General features: G+C 37.4%; 16 protein-coding genes. 6 read left to right on the top strand and 10 right to left on the bottom strand.

The genetic code is table 11. The features are described 5' to 3' along the window. Window positions 1-720: a ZIP family metal transporter gene (locus tag MKX82_RS09450; protein ID WP_233313961.1), complete on the top strand. Its 720-nt coding sequence runs from the start codon at window positions 1-3 to the stop codon at window positions 718-720. A gap of 12 nt (window positions 721-732) precedes the next feature. Here MKX82_RS09450 and MKX82_RS09445 read toward each other — a convergent pair whose 3' ends face one another. Together MKX82_RS09445 and MKX82_RS09440 are read right to left on the bottom strand one after the other, a co-directional pair. Continuing rightward, window positions 733-1,557 (bottom strand): formate/nitrite transporter family protein, encoded by an 825-nt coding sequence (locus MKX82_RS09445; RefSeq protein ID WP_341076672.1) that lies wholly within the window; start codon window positions 1,555-1,557, stop codon window positions 733-735. 192 nt (window positions 1,558-1,749) lie between these two features. After that, window positions 1,750-1,887, bottom strand: coding sequence for a hypothetical protein (locus tag MKX82_RS09440; protein WP_233313963.1), 138 nt, complete (start codon window positions 1,885-1,887; stop codon window positions 1,750-1,752). A gap of 314 nt (window positions 1,888-2,201) precedes the next feature. Between MKX82_RS09440 and MKX82_RS09435 the strand changes: the two genes are divergently transcribed. Then, a complete protein-coding gene (locus tag MKX82_RS09435; RefSeq protein WP_233313964.1) occupies window positions 2,202-3,821 on the top strand; it encodes an ABC-F family ATP-binding cassette domain-containing protein in 1,620 nt (539 codons plus the stop codon). Window positions 3,822-4,095: 274 nt separating this feature from the next. On the opposite strand, the gene MKX82_RS09430 is transcribed toward MKX82_RS09435, so the two are convergent. The 3 genes from MKX82_RS09430 to mprF all read right to left on the bottom strand — a co-directional run bounded on the left by MKX82_RS09430 (window position 4,096) and on the right by mprF (window position 9,760). Next, entirely contained in the window at window positions 4,096-5,262 is a 1,167-nt protein-coding gene (locus MKX82_RS09430; RefSeq protein WP_341076666.1) for a D-alanyl-D-alanine carboxypeptidase family protein, read from the bottom strand. 196 nt (window positions 5,263-5,458) lie between these two features. Then, on the bottom strand, window positions 5,459-7,087 hold the full coding sequence (locus MKX82_RS09425; RefSeq protein ID WP_341076663.1) for a MutS-related protein: 1,629 nt from the start codon (window positions 7,085-7,087) through the stop codon (window positions 5,459-5,461). A 138-nt stretch (window positions 7,088-7,225) separates the two neighbouring features. Beyond that, the gene (mprF, locus tag MKX82_RS09420; RefSeq protein ID WP_237941360.1) at window positions 7,226-9,760 is read right to left on the bottom strand and encodes a bifunctional lysylphosphatidylglycerol flippase/synthetase MprF; all 2,535 of its coding nucleotides are present in this window, start codon (window positions 9,758-9,760) and stop codon (window positions 7,226-7,228) included. A gap of 539 nt (window positions 9,761-10,299) precedes the next feature. Between mprF and pflB the strand changes: the two genes are divergently transcribed. Then, window positions 10,300-12,540 (top strand): formate C-acetyltransferase, encoded by a 2,241-nt coding sequence (gene pflB / locus MKX82_RS09415; RefSeq protein WP_341076658.1) that lies wholly within the window; start codon window positions 10,300-10,302, stop codon window positions 12,538-12,540. Window positions 12,541-12,686: 146 nt separating this feature from the next. Beyond that, window positions 12,687-13,430, top strand: a complete 744-nt coding sequence (gene pflA, locus MKX82_RS09410) for a pyruvate formate-lyase-activating protein (protein ID WP_341076655.1) — start codon at window positions 12,687-12,689, stop codon at window positions 13,428-13,430. Between the two features lie 89 nt (window positions 13,431-13,519). On the opposite strand, the gene MKX82_RS09405 is transcribed toward pflA, so the two are convergent. From MKX82_RS09405 to MKX82_RS09390, 4 genes are all read right to left on the bottom strand, one after another. Further along, window positions 13,520-13,654, bottom strand: coding sequence for a hypothetical protein (locus MKX82_RS09405; protein ID WP_267913287.1), 135 nt, complete (start codon window positions 13,652-13,654; stop codon window positions 13,520-13,522). 175 nt (window positions 13,655-13,829) lie between these two features. After that, window positions 13,830-14,651: an ammonia-dependent NAD(+) synthetase gene (nadE, locus tag MKX82_RS09400; RefSeq protein ID WP_341076653.1), complete on the bottom strand. Its 822-nt coding sequence runs from the start codon at window positions 14,649-14,651 to the stop codon at window positions 13,830-13,832. A 16-nt stretch (window positions 14,652-14,667) separates the two neighbouring features. Next, window positions 14,668-16,128: a nicotinate phosphoribosyltransferase gene (locus MKX82_RS09395; RefSeq protein WP_233313971.1), complete on the bottom strand. Its 1,461-nt coding sequence runs from the start codon at window positions 16,126-16,128 to the stop codon at window positions 14,668-14,670. Window positions 16,129-16,159: 31 nt separating this feature from the next. After that, on the bottom strand, window positions 16,160-16,699 hold the full coding sequence (locus tag MKX82_RS09390; protein ID WP_233313972.1) for a cysteine hydrolase family protein: 540 nt from the start codon (window positions 16,697-16,699) through the stop codon (window positions 16,160-16,162). 323 nt (window positions 16,700-17,022) lie between these two features. Here MKX82_RS09390 and MKX82_RS09385 point away from each other — a divergent pair, with 323 nt between their 5' ends. Both MKX82_RS09385 and yidC read left to right on the top strand, forming a co-directional pair. After that, entirely contained in the window at window positions 17,023-17,313 is a 291-nt protein-coding gene (locus tag MKX82_RS09385) for a hypothetical protein (protein WP_233313973.1), read from the top strand. Window positions 17,314-17,347: 34 nt separating this feature from the next. Further along, window positions 17,348-18,145 (top strand): membrane protein insertase YidC, encoded by a 798-nt coding sequence (gene yidC, locus MKX82_RS09380; protein ID WP_237941357.1) that lies wholly within the window; start codon window positions 17,348-17,350, stop codon window positions 18,143-18,145. A 161-nt stretch (window positions 18,146-18,306) separates the two neighbouring features. On the opposite strand, the gene MKX82_RS09375 is transcribed toward yidC, so the two are convergent. Further along, a complete protein-coding gene (locus MKX82_RS09375) occupies window positions 18,307-18,753 on the bottom strand; it encodes a DUF4362 domain-containing protein (protein ID WP_341076650.1) in 447 nt (148 codons plus the stop codon). Window positions 18,754-18,853: the final 100 nt, after the last annotated feature.

Raw genomic sequence — 18,853 nt, 5'->3', positions numbered from 1 at the left:
ATGCTGGAGGCTGCAATATGGGGAGCTATCGCTAGTCTGTCTTTGTTTATCGGAAGTATAATCGGCCTTTGTTTTGAGGTACCTGCAAAAGTGAATGCCTATTTGATGGCACTGGGGACAGGAGTGCTTATCGGTGCTTCTGCCTTTGACCTGCTTGTCGAATCAATGGAAAAGAGCGGGCTTTTGATGACTTCTGTCTCTTTTCTTGGAGGGGCCCTTCTGTTTACTTTAATTGAAGTTTTCTTGTATATGAAAGGCGGTACAAACAGAAAACGGTCAACCGGAAATATTGCTTCCCACTCAGGCATAGCCATATTCATCGGAACTTTAATGGATGCTATTCCCGAATCGTTAATTATCGGTTTAAGCTTGATCGCAACCAACCATGTCGACATTCTGTTTATTGTCGCCATCTTAATCAGCAATTTTCCGGAGGCCCTTTCTTCTACTGTCGGCTTAAAAAAAGATGGCTACAAAAAAAGAAAGATTTTATTTCTATGGGCAAGTGTTGTAGGTATATCCGCACTAAGCAGCTTAATCGGCTACTCATTTATGGCAAATGCCTCCGAAATAGTTATTGCGAGTATTGAAGCTTTTGGTGCTGGAGGACTAATTGCAATGGTTTGTTCCACTATGCTGCCTGAAGCTTACCAAAAGGCTGGTCCGGTTGTTGGGTTTATCAGCTGTATCGGCTTAATGATTGCTCTTGGACTGACCTAAGATTCTGCTATCTTATTTAGCGATCTTCTTTTGACTGCTAGTTACATTTACGTCTTTTAGCTTCCCTTTTTTTCCGGAAAGGATGTACATATTTACTGCTCCGACAAACAAGCCTCCGCCAATAATATTGCCAATAGTCACCGGAATAAGATTATGAAGCGCGTTTCCTATTGTAATAAATTCAGGATGGGGAACAATTAATGCAATGGAAAACAGTCCCATATTGGCAATACTGTGTTCATAGCCTGAGACCATAAAGCCGAAAACAATAAGCATGGTAGCTAATACTTTTCCCACATCTTCTTTCATATTCATTGGAATCCAAATTGCCAAACAAACAAGCCAGTTACACAGTATAGCCCGTATAAACAGCTCTAATGTTGTTGCGCTCATTTTGCTGTTTGCGACCTCCATCAGCCAAGTTGTTTTTTCCTCCAAATGAAACAACCCGGAATAGTAAATAAGAACCGCAAAAAGTACAGCGCCGGCAAAATTGCCTAAATATACGGTAACCCAGTTATAAAACGTATCACTCCAGGTTGTTCTGCCGGCAATTGTGCTCATTGTAAAGGCCATTGTATTTCCGGTAAAAAGCTCCCCACCCCCATACATGATAAGCACTAGTGCCAGGCCGAAAAACATAGCTGTCATCATATAAGTTCCGGGCGAATGTACATCATAAAAAGGCTGTGCCAGCTTATAACAAATCACAAGGCCAAAGCCAATATACATACCTGCTAAAATTGCTTTTGTAAAATACCGGAGAAAGGAGCAATCAATCAGCTCTTTCTTTTTTAAAGCATAGGCAACCGCCTTCTTAATTGGTTCCTGTTCCATTTTGTGTTCACCCTCTCTCAATCAACAGTTTGTTCACTATTGAACAATCAATGACATTATATATTATTTTTTTGAGAGAATGACAAAGAAAAAACATGTTTCACAAAATTGTAGCATTTATTGCCTTTTTTCCTATTCATACGATGGAAACAGCATATAATGTACAACGGAACATGTTTTTAGCAGTGTAATTTAATGTGTTGTGGAGGAAGTCAATTTATTAGGTTGGCGGATGGGAACGATTAAATGTGATCTAGGTTTAGTGAAGCTTATTTTGATCCCTGATTTTTTCATCTTATTTACTAAATCAACAAGCTGTTTTCTAGCCATTTATATCTACTCCTTTATGTCCTGTTATATGTAGTGTACAGAAAATATATGAAAAAAATATGAACATTTAATAAAATTTTATTGATATTTTACGTATTCCCCAATCCAAGCACCTAAAACTCGTTTTAGTCATTTTAACGCTTACAAATCATATTCGCTTAAGATTAAACAATTCCTCCTTTTTTTATAAAAAATCTCAAATCTTACATAAGGAAAACGCGGAGATTGAGTAAGTTTTTCTAAGAAAAATTCGCTCTTCCCTGTTAATGATGGTATAATTTTATGGATATTGTATTTTGGAGGAAAAAATATAAATGATAACAGTTAGCAATGTTGGTCTTCGATATGGTGATCGTAAATTATTTGAAGATGTTAATATTAAATTCACACCTGGGAATTGTTATGGTTTAATCGGGGCAAATGGTGCCGGTAAATCAACTTTCCTTAAAATTCTTTCCGGTGAACTGGAAGCTCAATCCGGTCATGTTTCATTAGGCCCTGGAGAAAGGCTTGCTATCCTGAAACAGAACCATTTTGAGTACGAGGAGCATGAAGTGCTGCAAGTAGTCATCATGGGTCATACAAGACTGTATGAAGTAATGAAGGAAAAAGATGCTATTTATATGAAAGAAAACTTCTCTGACGAGGACGGTATGAAAGCTGCTGAACTTGAAGGTGAATTTGCTGAATTAAATGGTTGGGAAGCTGAATCAGAGGCGGCAATCCTATTAAAAGGATTAGGAATCAATGAAGATCTGCACAATAAAAAAATGGCAGACATCAGCGGATCAGAAAAAGTTAAGGTACTTCTTGCACAAGCACTATTTGGTCAGCCAGACGTTCTTTTGCTTGATGAGCCTACAAACCATCTTGACATCGGCGCAATCCAGTGGCTAGAAGAATTCTTAATCAACTTCGAGAATACTGTTATTGTTGTTTCCCATGACAGACATTTCTTGAACAAAGTATGTACTCATATTGCTGATTTGGATTACAGCAAAATTCAGATTTATGTTGGTAACTACGATTTCTGGTATGAGTCAAGTCAATTAGCTTCTAAAATGGCAAATGATGCAAACAAGAAAAAAGAAGAAAAAATTAAAGAGCTGCAAAACTTTATCGCACGATTCAGTGCAAATGCATCAAAATCCAAGCAGGCAACATCAAGAAAAAAATTGCTTGATAAAATTTCTCTGGACGATATTAAACCATCTTCTAGAAAATATCCATATGTTGCATTTACACCTGAAAGAGAAATAGGAAATGACCTATTGCGTGTAGAGAATCTGTCAAAAACAATTGATGGCGTTAAAGTTCTAGATAACATCAACTTTATCATGAACAAAGATGACAAAATTGCTCTTGTTGGAAAAAATGAACTGGCAAAAACTACTCTATTCCGCATTTTAATGGGAGAAATTGAGCCAGACAGCGGTTCCTTCAAATGGGGAATTACGACAACACAAAGCTACTTCCCTGCAGATAACTCTGAATACTTCGCACGTGACGAGCAAAGCCTAGTTGATTGGCTGCGCCAATACTCACCAAATGATCAGACAGAAAGCTTCTTGAGAGGTTTCCTTGGCAGAATGCTGTTCTCTGGTGAAGAAGTAATGAAAAAACCTAGCGTTCTTTCCGGAGGAGAAAAAGTCCGCTGCATGCTTTCCAAAATGATGCTTAGCGGTTCCAACGTGCTGCTTATGGATGAACCAACAAACCACTTGGATCTTGAATCCATTACAGCATTAAACAACGGCCTTATTAACTTTAAAGGCTCCTTGCTGTTCGCATCACATGACCATCAGTTTGTTTCTACAATCGCAAACAGAATCTTTGAGATTACACCAAGCGGCCTAGTAGACAAACAAGTAACTTATGATGAGTACTTGGAAGATGCACAGCTGCAAAAGCAAGTAGCTGAAATGTATAAATAAGTACAAAAAAATGGGCCCTGCTTGTTGCAGGGCCCATTTTTTATTGCACTATAATATTGATAATGGGTTAGTAGGTATTTTTAACTTATTTGTTAAAGTGATACAAAATACCTAAAATACGTTTATAGGAGTAATAGAAGTCTTTATTCAAAAAATGAATGGAAGTGGTGAGACTCCTACAAGAATAGCGAAACAGCCTTGTCCCACTGGAAAGCGAACCACAGCAGTGCTAATCAACATCCCTAGTTTACCAATAAATTTATCAAGCTTATTATCAAACAGTCTTCTTTTGCAATCTTTTCTTTTTGTATATAACAGCAGCTGCTATGATACCAATAACAAGGACACCAGCTATGACCTTAATAGAAAGATAAGAACTATCGCTTTCTTCCTTATTACTTAAAGTGTCACCAGCTTGAAGCACATCGAGAGGCACCTTTTCCTTCAGCTGAAGTGATTGAATAGTATCGCCAGCTTTTGTCTGCATCAACAGCTCTCCAGTCGGTGTGATAACTGGTGTGCTGTTATCCTTCGGAACAGTGACAAGCTCGGTCTTTTCTGTTTGAAAGACTTTACCTGCAACTGGATATTGCATACCTGGCGGAAACGTGTCATTTATAAAATTTTTGAAGCCATAATCAAACATTGCTTCTGTATCTTCATAAACATCCTCTTTCCAATCACCTTTCAGGACAATTGCAATTAAGTTTAGCCCGTCATTGGCAGCAGACGTTGCTAATGTTTGTTTGGATTGATCTACATAGCCGGTTTTCCCACCGTTGACACCTTCATACGGCAGTTCTCCCTTTAACATAAGATGGTGGGTAACAAGCGTCGTATCCCAAGATAATCCATCCCAGTTCAACTCTTTCGTACCGAAAATAGCTCGGAAGGCTTCATTTCTTAACGCATACTTTGTGATAAGCGCCATATCATAAGCAGTCGTATAATGGTTTTCATTGAACAAACCACTTGGATTCGTAAAATGAGTCGACTTTACTTTTATTTCTGTTTTCAAATAGTCATTAAAGTTTTGTTCAAATTGCGCAGGATTTCCATCTAGATATTCTGCAACTGCATCTGCAGCATCATTGCCCGAATTGACAAGCATACCATTCAGCAGTTTTTCCAGACTGACTTTTTCACCAGTCTCTAAATAAACACTGGTTCCCTCTTCTTCTGCTGCATGTTTGCTTACCATTACCATATCGTCTAAAGAACCTTTTTCTAATGCGTATATGGCCGTAGCGATTTTCGTCAAGCTCGCTGGATACATTTTTTTATAGCCGTTTTTTTGGAATAGTACTGCACCTGTTTTTTCATCAAGCAAAAGTGCCGACTCGCTCTTTAACTCGAGTTCTTTCTCCTCTTTTCCTGCAGCTGATGCAGTTGACGCAAAAAGAAAGCTCAAAAGAACAAGTGCGGCAATACTAATCTTCATCTGTAAATCACCTAATTTTTCGTCTCTTTTCAATTACCATGACTATTTTACCAGATTTTACTCTTGATTGCACAGCGATCATATGTTTCAATTCATTATCATTTTCTATATTTGAATAATTTATTAGAAAATTTTTTCAAACTAACGTTTAAATGACAGCAAACACCGTTGACCAAGTCAGCGGTGTTTCCTGTCATTAGATTAAGCTGTTATTTAATTCCTTTGCTTTATTAACGGCATGAAGATACACTTTCTCTGGAAAACCCGTAATCCTCAGCAGTTCGATTGCGTTTCTTGTGTTGGACGCACCTTCTTTTATTAAAAAATCAAAGATGATTTCATCGTCTACTATCTGTTCTCTGAAATGATAATTTTTGTATTTATCATTAAGCATCTCTGTTAATTCTATATCATGAGTTGCCGCCATGATTTTTGTATTGCTGCAATGATTTAAATATTCCAGTACTGATTCGGCGGCAGCAACCCTCTCCATTGTATTAGTGCCTTTAAAAATCTCATCCATAAATACATACAATAACATATCACTGCTATTGTTTCTTCTGTCAAAGATTCTTTTCAATGCCTTAATTTCACTTAAAAAATAGCTTTGTCCCTTTTCGATATCATCAGACATTGCCATGGAGGAGTAAACCTCCCCTCTTGTAAGTCTGATTTTATGGCTAGTACTTGTATTTAAAGCTTGTGAAAATATAATATTTACAGCAATGGTTTTGATGAAGGTCGATTTTCCTGAAGCATTCGAACCTGTCAGCAAACTATTTTTCGTGAATTCAAAGTCATTGCCAACAGGGTTGCTTACTAAGGGATGATAGCCATTAACAATTGTCAAAGAATCATTATCAGTGTATTCTGGCAAACAATAATATGGCAATGTTTTTCTCCACAAAGCAATCGAATAATACAAATCAATTTCCGCTGTTTTTCTCCATGCCAACTCGTATGTTTGACTGTTCTTGTTTATAAGATAAACGATGTAATGAAAAACAAAATAATCTATAAGAAAAATTGATTTCAACATCGTAAATAGTTGCAGTATTAAATTTGTACCCGTCGGATCATCTTTCAATAAAAAAACACTGATAAAAGGAGCACTTTTTAGTTTACTTGTCTTTTTTAAAAAGTCAGTGTCCTGATTTAGCTTCGCGATATTTCTGGAGGTAAGCAGGATAGTTAGGCAATAAAACAAGCTTTCATATTCAGCTTCGTTTTTAGAACGGTTTATGTAGAATAAAAAACTGTTCACTAATATGCTAATAAAAAATAACCCTAAACCAATTTGAAGGGAAAATCCAATGATTGCTAATCCTATAATCGGAAGCAAACCTAGCAATATATATATTTTATTGAAACTACTATCAGGTTTTGCATAAATATATTTGGAAGAGTTAGCATACGGTGCTTTTCCTAATGCTGATAAAATCAGTGATAACTTCGTGCGGTATTCTTTGTTTATACTTATTTTTTCTATCTTTTTTTCTTCAAACAAATGCGTTTCATGTGGTGCTTTTAATCGATAGTACAGCAATTCCTCACCGATTGATGTAAAGGTGAAATTAATCGTCTTAAAAATTTTAGTCAAATTTAGATCATGCCAGGTAATATGATCGACGACAGCATTCTTTTCTTTATTTAAGTTCACATTTTCATAGAGATATGTAAATGTTTCATGGAAATTTTCTGTATGATCTAATTTCTCGTTCTTGTCCCATAAACTTAAAATAAGCTTTTTCCTTTTCCGCGAATAATACATATTAACAAGTACAGCTATTCCGCTTACTATTACGATTATAAAAACATAAAACATATTTTCCTCCTATTCTAGCATTTGAATATACTTTATTTTAACTTAAAATCCAATTTATTACCAAATTTGTTTTTTATTATCTTATTTGAATGCGTAGAATTATTTAATTTACAATAGAAAAAAGAGCTGAATAATATTTCAGCTCCTTTTACCCTTAGCAACAAGCATTGTTACTTGTGCTGATGTAAACGGCAGGGATGACTTCCTTCTATACCCTAAATACTTTGGCTCCCATATGTCACAATATTTGTTTTTAAAATTCCGCAATCCTTGAAAATGATAAAAAACATGTCCGTGCTTAAAGATTTGCGCGGCCACCTTTTCACTTAAGAAGGAAAAGCGTGAAATCCCAAGATTGGATAATGGAGCCATTCCTAAATTACAGCTTTCCGTCCCTGCTTCCTTCAAATACTCAAAGGTATGCAAATACAGAAAATCCATCGATCCAGATGGAGCGCCAGGCAAACTTCTCATTAAATCTATCGACCACATTTGTTTTTGTTGATAGGAAGGAATCAGTGTTAAAAATGAAATTATTTTACCATCAGGATCTTTTACGTAGATTATTTTACATGTATTTATATAATCCCTTTCAAAAAAACCTAATGAAAAGCCTTTTTCTCTTCTTCCTCCAAGCCATCTGTAGCTTATATTCTCCAGTTCATTTAAAAGTTTTAGATCATGTTCTGGCAAAGAAACTTGCACAGTATAGCCTTCTCTTTCAAATTTATTTTTTATCGCTCGATAATTTTTCATTTTTTTACCTGTCAGTGAAAAGCTGTTCAAGTCTACATGCCCTTCTTCACCAAGCTTAAAAAAATCATATCCGTTAGCATGTAGAATCGGCAGCATATTTCGGCTCGTTTGGTAAAAGACGGGCGTAAATCCATAAATATCAGCTTTTTCATAAAGCTCCTCCACGGCTTTTACAAAGTCTTTCTCTTCGCCGATAGGGTCTCCTAAAACAATCAGTTTGTCTGCATATGTTTCATATGCAAACAGCACATTCCGCTCTTTATTCCAAAAGATATATTTATCATGCAAAAAGATAAGATGTGCTAAAGTGGTGCCATTATACTTTTCCAAATGTTCCATTATCTCTGCTTCCATTTCCCTAGATGGCAATTTTGTTAAGCTCTTCGGCTTCTTAATCCAATAGCCTACAAGGATGATGATAAGAGCAATAAATAAAGAAACAAATGCACTCCAAAACAGACTTTTTGCATCTGAAATAATATAGGGCTTCACAAATTTAGGGACACTTGCAATGCTTGTTGGCAAATTTAAATAACCAAGCGTCAAATAACCAAATGAAAAAAAGGATATAACAATTATGTCAAAGCAAATTTTCCCCCAGGTTAGGACAAAGCTCTCCCGGTAGAACTTGCCCCTTGAGAGCAGCAGAAGGATTAACACAACAACGATGATTGTTGCTTCTTCATAATCAAGCCCTTTTAAAAATGTCGTAACAGCCGCAATCGCCAAAACGAATAAAGTGAGATGATAGGTCCTCTTTTCCCTGTATTCTATCCCTCTAGCAAGACCTAAAAGGACAAGACCTGCTCCGACGGATACGTGATGGGAAATGTTCATGACAGGCAAACTGATAAATTGCTCTGTAAGGCGCAGTCTTTCTAAAATCCCTGGTACTGCACCTGAAATTAACAGCAAAATTCCTGAAAGAAACACAAGAATTGTCAGAAAGAAATGACTGATATTCTGCACAACTGCACGCGGGATATTGTTCCAATATTTATTCCACTTTTTCCATAAATCGCGAATAAGCAAAATCAAACCAGTGAAGAACGGTATAAAATAGTAGCCTATTCTGTACAGGAGAAGCACAACAAGCAGTTTTTCTGTAGAGACACCTATATATTCAAGGCCCCATAGAAATACAAGGTCAAATGCTCCGATTCCACCAGGAATCATGCTGACAATCCCAGCACCGACAGCAATAAGGAAAATCTTCAGAAAGTCCCAGCCTCCTACAGGGAGGTCAACAAGGCATGCGAGCCAATATAAGTAGAAATAAATGAAGCTCCACTCTAAAATAGATGCACCGAGCAGCGAAGCTGCCATGGTACGTGATTTAATAATCTTATGTAAATTGGTTTTCTTTATGAAATAGCTGATGATAAGGATTGGCAGTATGGCCGAAACGACTAAGGTTGTCACCATCAGCCAATGATGATTCTGTATGAGCGGCATCTTCCAGCTGTCAAATAAAATCACCCAAGTTAAAAAACTAACTCCAGTTAAGTAAAACATCGTGATAAAAGCAATACCCTTCATCAGCCTCTTCTTGTCTTGCTCATATTCTTTATAAAAATAAGTTCTTAAGGCGATACCAATTAATCCGCCAAATCCAAGCAGATTAGAAAAGGAATTGCTGATAAGAGAATACTTGGTCAGCTGTTTCACTGATATTTGTGCATTTAAATATTTGCTTAAAAAATGATCATAAAAATACATTGGCGATAACGCTATAAATCCAAAAACAACGATGAGGACTAGCTCCAAAAAGTCCAATTTATCAATATATTTCATTAACAGCCCGAAATCGATGGTAAGGAACATATCCCTGAATTCCAATGAAACAAGCAGCAGCAAGGTTACTGGAAATAGTATTTTCAGCAGCAGCATTATTCGGTCTTTTGTTATAAACGACATTAAAACACCTCAAAAAATTTTTTGCGCTTCAATTGATATTTAGTAATCATTAAAGCATGTCCATCATTGCCTTTGACTTACATGAAAGACCAATGAATGGCAGATAAAAATAAGAATACAAACCAGGAGAAAAAAATACATACTCCCCTATCATATCTTAAATCGGCTGTGCGGAAAATAAAAATTAACTTTTTTACATGCATTTTCCATTAGTAAAATTATGCACAAGTCACATTACTGCTAATCCTATAGTTCACTGGTAATTTAAAATCCCATTAAAACAGATTTACTATTTTGCTTTTCTATTATATAACAGTTAACAAAAAGCAATTTTGTTATACACTTTAAAATACGAAGATTTTATGCTATTTCACTTTTCTCCCCCCTCCCCAAGTCTTGTCATATCAACAGTTCACAGATTAGTCACAGAATTGCCTTAACTTATACATAATTTTGTGAAATACATCACATTATTATCTGTTATATTTAATTTAGAAATATTTTTAATATCTGTTATACAAAAAAAGAGGTGACTAGTAATGGAAAAGCTGGAAACAAATTATTGGAATGGATTTAAAAGCGGCAGTTGGGAAAAGGAAGTGAATGTGCGCGACTTTATCTTAAAGAATTTCAAACCGTATCACGGCAACTCTTCTTTTTTAAGCGGTCCGACTGTGGAGACAACGCAGCTGTGGGAACAAGTTCTTGAGCTTTCTAAGAAAGAAAGAGACAGAGGCGGTGTTTATGATCTCGACACTGACATCCCTTCTACAATTACATCGCATGGTCCTGGTTATTTGGACAAAACAAAGGAAAAGATTGTCGGTGTTCAAACAGATGAGCCATTCAAAAGATCCTTCCAGCCTAACGGCGGCATCAGAATGGCAGTGCAAGCGTGTGAGTCTTACGGTTATAAAGCAGACGAAAAATTAGAAGAGTTCTTTACTAAACACCGAAAAACACATAATGCCGGCGTCTTTGATGCATACACAGATGAAATGCGCCTTGCACGAAAAGCAGCAATTATCACAGGGCTCCCTGATGCATATGGACGGGGCCGGATTATCGGCGATTATCGCCGTGTAGCTTTATACGGTATTGACTTCTTAATAAAAGAAAAACAAAAAGACAAAAAAGCAACAAGCTCTATTATGACAGAAGATGTTATGCGTCTTAGAGAGGAAGTTTCAGAGCAAATCCGTGCTTTAGCTGAACTGAAGGAGCTGGGAGAAAGCTACGGCTTCGATTTGTCCAGACCAGCTGCTAATACACAAGAAGCGTTTCAATGGCTGTATTTAGCTTATCTGGCAGCAATTAAAGAGCAAAACGGGGCAGCAATGAGTCTTGGACGTGTTTCCACTTTTCTTGATATTTATATTGAACGAGATTTAGAGCTGGGATTACTAACAGAGAAACAAGTCCAAGAGATTGTCGATCATTTCATCATGAAGCTGCGCCTTGTTAAGTTCGCCAGAACGCCAGACTATAACGAACTGTTCAGCGGCGATCCTACATGGGTAACTGAGTCCATTGGGGGTATGGCTAATGACGGACGGCCGCTTGTGACAAAGAACTCATTCCGCTTTCTCCATACACTTGATAGTCTCGGACCTGCGCCTGAACCGAACTTAACAGTTCTTTGGTCCACCCAGTTACCGGAGAATTTTAAAAAGTACTGTGCTCAAATGTCTATTCAAACAAGCTCGATTCAATATGAGAATGATGACATTATGAAACCTCACTGGGGTGATGATTACGGAATTGCCTGCTGTGTTTCTGCGATGGAAATAGGCAAGCAAATGCAGTTCTTCGGCGCTCGTGCGAATCTTGCAAAATGTCTTCTATATGCAATTAACGGAGGCAAAGATGAAAAATTGAAAGTACAGGTCGGCCCTGACTACAGCCCTGTTGCTTCTGAGTATTTGGATTATGACGAAGTGATGGAGAAATTCGATCAAATGATGGAATGGCTGGCAGGTCTTTATATCAATACATTAAACGTCATCCATTATATGCATGACAAATACAGCTATGAAAGAATAGAAATGGCCTTGCATGATACAGAAATATTACGGACGATGGCAACTGGAATTGCTGGACTAAGCGTAGTGGCAGACTCATTGAGCGCTATCAAATATGCAAAAGTGAAAGCAATCAGGGATGAAAACGGCATTGCCGTTGATTTTGCCACAGAAGGAGATTATCCGAAATACGGAAACAACGATGATAAAGTTGACAGCATTGCCGTTTCTATTGTCGAAAGCTTTATGAAAAAGCTGCGGAAACATGTGACTTACCGCAACTCTATGCACACAATGTCCATCCTTACGATTACTTCGAATGTTGTGTATGGTAAAAAGACAGGAAACACACCGGATGGGCGCCGTGCCGGCGAACCGTTCGCACCTGGAGCAAATCCAATGCATGGCCGGGATACAAAAGGCACATTAGCCTCTCTGTCATCTGTTGCCAAACTTCCTTATGATTCATCTTTGGACGGTATATCTAATACTTTCTCTATTGTTCCTAAAGCACTCGGCAAAGAGGAAGAAGACCGTGCATCCAATCTTGTTTCTATATTAGACGGTTACGGAGTAAAGGCCGGTCATCATTTAAATGTAAACGTATTTAACAGAGAAACACTTCTAGATGCAATGGAGCATCCAGAATCATATCCGCAGTTGACTATTCGTGTCTCAGGTTATGCCGTCAACTTTATTAAACTGACACGTGAACAGCAATTGGATGTCATTAACAGAACATTCCACGAATCTATGTAATTTATCCCCTCTCAGGCTTGCAGTAAGAATTGCTGCTAGCCTGAGAAGATTGCTTTTATAAAAAGCCGGCATACAAGGAAAAGTGAGACCCCTTCTTTCCCTTGTATGCCTAATAAATTGCCCCACACACAGAAAGGAGCATAATCATGAAAGGCAATATCCATTCCATTGAAACATTTGGAACCGTTGATGGACCAGGCATACGATATGTATTATTTATGCAAGGCTGTTTGTTGCGCTGCCAATTTTGCCACAATGCAGATACTTGGGAAATGAATGTTGGCAAAGAAGTTGAAGTAAAGGAAATCATCGACGATTTAACAGCCTACCTCCCTTTTATTCATGCATCAGGAGGAGGAATAACAGTAAGCGGAGGTGAACCGCTGCTGCAGCTCCCCTTTCTAATCGAACTGTTTAAAGAATGTAAAAAAATAGGTATTCATACAGCAATTGACACATCAGGAGGCTGCTATTCAACAGCACCTCATTTTCAAGAACAGCTACTAGAGCTATTTTCCTTTACAGATTTAATTTTACTAGATTTAAAGCATATCAACCGTAAAAAACATATTAAATTAACAGGAATGGGAAATGACCATATCCTTGCCTTTGCTACCTTTCTGTCTGAAAAACAGATACCTGTTTGGATACGGCATGTTCTCGTACCAACTATTAATGACAGTCGAGAAGACTTGAGTATGCTTGGAGATTTTATTGCGACATTGTCTAATATCGAAAAAGTTGAAATCCTTCCTTACCATAAACTAGGTGTTTATAAATGGGAATCGCTTGGTCTAGAATACCCATTAAAAGGAATTGAACCTCCAAGTGAAGCCTCTGTCCAGTTCGCATATAACATGCTTACAGGCTCTCAAATAAATTTAAGATGATTTTTTGACAGAGAAAAGCCTCAAGCAAAAAAGAATCATTAGCTCGAGGCTTTATATTTATGACAGCTGCCAAAAGACAGCTAATGTGATTATTCTTCGTCTTCTCCATATTCTTCGTCTTCTTTAGAATCTTCAACTTTACCTTTTCCTACTGATAATCCCCATGTAAAGTTAACTGGTACGTTCAGCAGCAGCATGCTTAAGTTCACACCAAATAGTGTCATAGTTTTCCCTCCCTCTTACTATTTTTCCTGCCTATTTCTTCACTTAAAAAGTGAGCATCTTTTTTACTTACACTGCTAACTTATGTAAAACATCTAGGACATGCCTGTGTGAATAACCAGTTTTGGTTATTCACACCAAAAAAACCTCCCGTTTTATAACGAGAGGTTAATCCATTTATTTCTTCCACCAATCATCAAACATAGATGCAGGCACTTGTCGTTTATGTTCTGTAATTAAGTAACGAGCTTCAACTTTTTCAGCTGCTTCTTGTGGGACTTCCTTACCTTCTAAGTAGTCATCCAACTGATCATAAGAAATTCCAAGCTCTGTTTCATCTGCTTGACCTGGTTTCTCATCAAGCAAGTCAGCAGTCGGTACTTTTAAGTAAATTCTTTCTTCTGCTCCAAGTTCCTTTAACAGCTGTTTCCCTTGGCGCTTTGTAAGACCAGTTAACGGCAGTACATCTGCTCCGCCATCTCCATATTTTGTGAAGAAGCCTGTAACTGCCTCTGCAGCATGATCTGTACCAATTACTAGTAAATTTAACTGACCGCCAATTGCATACTGCGCAATCATTCTCGCTCTAGCCTTGATATTTCCTTTATGATAATCAGCTAGTGGAGTATCGGCCATTTCATCATAAACTCTCTTAAATTCGTCAACAGGACCACGAACATTGAATTCAAGCTCTTTATCTGCTGCAATAAACTTCAGTGCTTTGTTAGCGTCGTCTTCATCTGCTTGCACACCATATGGCAATCTTACTGCAACAAATGTAGCATCATAGCCTTCACTGCGAAGCTCTTCCACAGAAAGCTGTGCCAATCTGCCTGCAAGAGATGAATCCTGGCCCCCGCTTATTCCTAATACAAAACCTTTTGCTTTTGTCTTTTTCAAGTATTCTTTCAGAAAGTTAATGCGCAGTCTTATTTCTTCTTTAGCATCAATTTCAGGTTTCACGTTTAGTTCAGCGATAATTTGATTTTGTATGCTCATGTCAGCATTCCTCCTGTTATTCCTTATTTTTAATGTTGCTTTTTACTTTTTCTAAATGATTCATCTTGTTTTCCCAACAAAGCGGGCTTAAATCAACTGGATATTCCTCCGGATTGAGTGAACGCTTGTATTCATCCCACAGCACATCCAAGTTATCCTCCGCATATTTTTGTGATTCAAAAATTGTCGGTGACTTATAGATAAGCTCTCCATTTTGGAAAATATCCTTATGAATATCCTTCGCATGGAAATTAGTAACAAATTTACTGATATAAGTATGTGTTGGATGAAACATCTTTAAGCGCTCCTCTTCTTCTGGATGCTCCGTTTCCAAACAAATATAGTCACCTTCGGATTTATGGTTGATGCTGTTGATGATGCGGTATACCCTTTTAATGCCAGGTGTTGTCACCTTTTCTGGGTTTCCGCTGATTTTGATTGTATCTTGCATATTACCCTCTTCATCCTCAATTGAAACAAGCTTGTATACTCCGCCTAAAGCAGGCTGGTCAAAAGCAGTAATCAGCTTCGTGCCAATGCCCCATACATCAATCTGAGCTCCTTGAGCCTTCAAGTTGATAATCGTATATTCATCCAAATCATTGCTTGCTACAATTTTCGTATCTGTAAAACCTGCTTCATCAAGCATTTTTCGCGCAGCTTTGGAAAGATAAGCAAGGTCGCCGCTGTCTAATCTGATGCCGACAAAATTAATAGCATCGCCAAGTTCCTTTGCCACTTTAATGGCATTGGGAACTCCTGAACGCAAAGTATCATACGTATCAACCAAAAAGACACAGTCTTTATGACGTCGTGCATACTTATGAAATGCCGTATATTCATCTCTGTAAGCCTGAATCATGCTATGAGCATGCGTTCCAGATACAGGGATGCCAAACAGCTTGCCTGCTCTAACATTGGACGTGGAGCTAAATCCGCCGATAAACGCTGCTCTTGTACCCCAAAGTGCCGCATCCAGTTCATGGGCGCGTCTGCTGCCGAATTCCATTACGACTCCCTCACCGATAGCATGCTTGATGCGAGATGCTTTTGTCGCAATCAATGTTTGGTAATTCACAATATTTAGCAATGCCGTCTCAATTATTTGGGCTTGAGCAAGCGGAGCCTCCACTCTTAACAATGGTTCATTAGCAAAAACGATTTCTCCTTCCTCTACTGAACGCAAGTTCCCGGTAAAACGAAAATCCTTTAAATACTCCAGAAAGTCCTCTTTAAAGCCGCTCTCTCTCAAATATTCAATATCACTGCTTGTGAAATGCAATTCTTTTATGTACTGAATTATTCTTTCTAATCCTGCAAAAACAGCGTATCCATTATTGAAAGGAAGCTTGCGAAAGTACACCTCAAATACAGCATTTCTTTCCGAAACGCCATCCTCCCAGTATGTTTCTGCCATATTAATTTGATATAAATCTGTATGCAGCATTAAGCTGTCATCACGAAAATTAAAACTCATGCTTTTCCTCCTGCGGTTTAACCAATTCGCCTTACAAAATGACTGCACCTAATGTGCTTTTAAAATGATCAATGGCCCAAATATGACCTGGTTCATTAAAGGATGCGGTCGCATTCTCATGAATGAAAAGGTTGAATCCTTTATTGTAACAATCTACAGCTGTATGAAGTACACAAATATCTGTACAGACACCTACTAAATGCACGTCCTTTATGTTTCTTTCATTCAGCTTTAATTCAAGATCAGTACCGGCAAAGGCACTATATCTAGTTTTGTCCATCCAGTATACATGCTCCAGTTCCTTGTTTTTCTCATACACTTCCTTTAATGAACCATAAAGGTTTCTGCCTTTTGTTCCTTTAATGTTATGAGGCGGAAACAGCTTTGTCTCAGGATGATATTGATCCTTTTCCGTATGTAAATCAATAGCAAAAACAGTAAAATGACCTTCTTCAATAAATTGTTTGGTAATAGCAGAAATAGTGCTTTCTATTTTCATTCCAGATTCTCCGCAAGGCAGAGCTCCCTCAATAAAATCGAAAGTATAATCTATATTTATTAGTGCTTTCACTTATGAGCAGCCTCCTAAGGTTACGCCAAAATATGTGAACACATTATACCGAACTTCGTTTCATTTTACCATAAACTAAACTTGTTCCATTTTGTAAGTGATGTATTTTTAACTCTATCATACACCTAATTATGACAATTATTAAGGAAAGTTTTTAGATTGAGACAAATTTTTAATAAAAATTAAGTATTTCCCCCTGTCAATCACCGTTTCAATCATTTGAGTAAATTATGTACAAAGTATGACTGGTAATAGAACACGATTGCCATTTAGGCTTATTTTCGATATAATTTATTTGTTGATAACGAACCTGAGGTGTATAAATGTTCGAATTCTTAATAGATTTGACAAACATTCCAAGCTATCAAACCATCTACATTACCGTAATGATTGGATTAATGGTTAAATATTTTTGGGATATCAACCTGCAAATCACTGTTAATGATGATTTTATCGCATCAGACGGCCTTTACTTGCAAAGAGTCGTCACGACGGTAAATTTTAATGTTCAAAAATACAATACTCCTATTTTGCAATGGATATGCAAGAATATCCGCAAAAGAATGGAAAGTTCCGCTGATGATCCGGAAAAACCGCTTCTCCTCCTGAATTAAACAAAATTTTTTCAACGAACTAGGAGGAGTCGAAATGACAAAATCAGCAAAAAAACTTTTATTAGTATTTATGACAATATTAACTGCCGTTATGCTTAGCGCATGTTCAACAGCAGGAAACGGAAGCGGGAACAGCGGTGGCTGGTTCCATAACACGGTCGTAGAGCCTTTCGCTTCTTTAATACATGGAATGGCAATGATGTTTAACGGCAACTTCGGTCTTGCCATCATCTTGATTACCCTTATTATTCGCCTTCTATTGATGCCGCTTATGTTAAGACAATACAAAAAGCAGCAGCAGATGAAAGAAAAGATGGAAATAATCAAGCCGGAAATGGACAGAATCCAAAAGAAAATAAAAGCGACGAAAGACCAGAAAGAACAGCAAAACCTACAACGGGAAATGATGGATCTTTATAAGACACACGGTGTCAATCCATTATCAATGGGCTGTCTGCCTATGCTTATTCAGATGCCGATTCTCATGGGCTTCTATTACGCGATAAGAGGCTCACAGGAAATTGCCAGCCATTCATTCCTATGGTTTAATCTTGGCCATTCAGACCTTATTTTAACAGCTATCGCTGGTATTGTTTATTATTTACAATTCCGTGTTACTCAAAACACGATGACTGCTGAACAACAAAAACAAATGAAATTTATGGGATTAATTTCCCCAATTATGATTGTTATGGTTTCTCTTAATGCTCCAGCTGCCCTGCCGTTATATTGGACAGTCGGCGGAATCTTCCTTATCTTCCAGTCTATGCTTGGAAGAAAGCTGTATCCGCCTGCCAAAGTGGCTGAAAGCACGAAAGAAGTTAAACAATAAGGAAAAAAGCAGAACGGACCTTAGTTAAGTAGTTCAGATAATGTGGAGAAAAATTGAAATAACAGCTCAATTTATTAGCTAAATGACATTAGTTTTAACAATCGAATTAGCAGTATAATTGACACAAAAAAACGCTTGGCTCTCAAACCAAGCGTTTTTAACTAATTATGCTTTAATTTATCTTTCTCTACACTATTTAGAAATCTATCATTACCTTTTGAACAGCCACTTACAAAGAATTCAACTTTGCCTTGTTCATTTTCTTTCTTAATTATTTCTGTACAAACATCTTTTTCTATTCCTTTATCTTTTCCAGCATACTCATCGTTTGAATTATCATAAGTGTATTGAATAGCCTTTCCATCAAATTGTAAGTCTTGGAAAATAGGGTCTCCTTCGTGTGTATAGCCTGTAACTCGTATAGTGTCCTCTTTCTTGTTAGAAAGGTTATTTAAGAAGTTCTCAAACCTATCTAAATTAGCAACCTCAACCTGATAAACAATATCACCCCTTTTAATTGCTTCCTCAGAACTATACGCTCCGTTTGAACATCCCATAGTGCTAATTACAATCGAAAATAAAAGCATTATCAATAAAAATCTCTTCACTTCTTCCCCTCCCAAACGGATTATTTATTTAAGTTCATTACCTCACGCTTTTAGATATCCTATCAATTCAATTTTATCATAAATTTTCCATTTCCCTTTA

This window comes from Niallia sp. FSL R7-0271 (assembly GCF_038005785.1).
Taxonomy (GTDB): Bacteria; Bacillota; Bacilli; order Bacillales; family Cytobacillaceae; genus Niallia.
Note: the sequence above shows the minus strand (reverse complement) of the source record. Positions and strands in the feature narration are given on the sequence as shown.

Coding starts and splice junctions, on each gene's coding strand:
- MKX82_RS09385 (WP_233313973.1), top strand. CDS start 17,023: ATGTTCGAATTCTTAATAGATTTGACAAACATTCCAAGCTATCAAACC.
- MKX82_RS09435 (WP_233313964.1), top strand. CDS start 2,202: ATGATAACAGTTAGCAATGTTGGTCTTCGATATGGTGATCGTAAATTA.
- MKX82_RS09395 (WP_233313971.1), bottom strand. CDS start 16,128: ATGAGTTTTAATTTTCGTGATGACAGCTTAATGCTGCATACAGATTTA.
- yidC (WP_237941357.1), top strand. CDS start 17,348: ATGACAAAATCAGCAAAAAAACTTTTATTAGTATTTATGACAATATTA.
- pflA (WP_341076655.1), top strand. CDS start 12,687: ATGAAAGGCAATATCCATTCCATTGAAACATTTGGAACCGTTGATGGA.
- nadE (WP_341076653.1), bottom strand. CDS start 14,651: ATGAGCATACAAAATCAAATTATCGCTGAACTAAACGTGAAACCTGAA.
- MKX82_RS09445 (WP_341076672.1), bottom strand. CDS start 1,557: ATGGAACAGGAACCAATTAAGAAGGCGGTTGCCTATGCTTTAAAAAAG.
- mprF (WP_237941360.1), bottom strand. CDS start 9,760: ATGTCGTTTATAACAAAAGACCGAATAATGCTGCTGCTGAAAATACTA.
- MKX82_RS09430 (WP_341076666.1), bottom strand. CDS start 5,262: ATGAAGATTAGTATTGCCGCACTTGTTCTTTTGAGCTTTCTTTTTGCG.
- MKX82_RS09425 (WP_341076663.1), bottom strand. CDS start 7,087: ATGTTTTATGTTTTTATAATCGTAATAGTAAGCGGAATAGCTGTACTT.
- MKX82_RS09450 (WP_233313961.1), top strand. CDS start 1: ATGCTGGAGGCTGCAATATGGGGAGCTATCGCTAGTCTGTCTTTGTTT.
- MKX82_RS09440 (WP_233313963.1), bottom strand. CDS start 1,887: ATGGCTAGAAAACAGCTTGTTGATTTAGTAAATAAGATGAAAAAATCA.
- pflB (WP_341076658.1), top strand. CDS start 10,300: ATGGAAAAGCTGGAAACAAATTATTGGAATGGATTTAAAAGCGGCAGT.
- MKX82_RS09405 (WP_267913287.1), bottom strand. CDS start 13,654: ATGACACTATTTGGTGTGAACTTAAGCATGCTGCTGCTGAACGTACCA.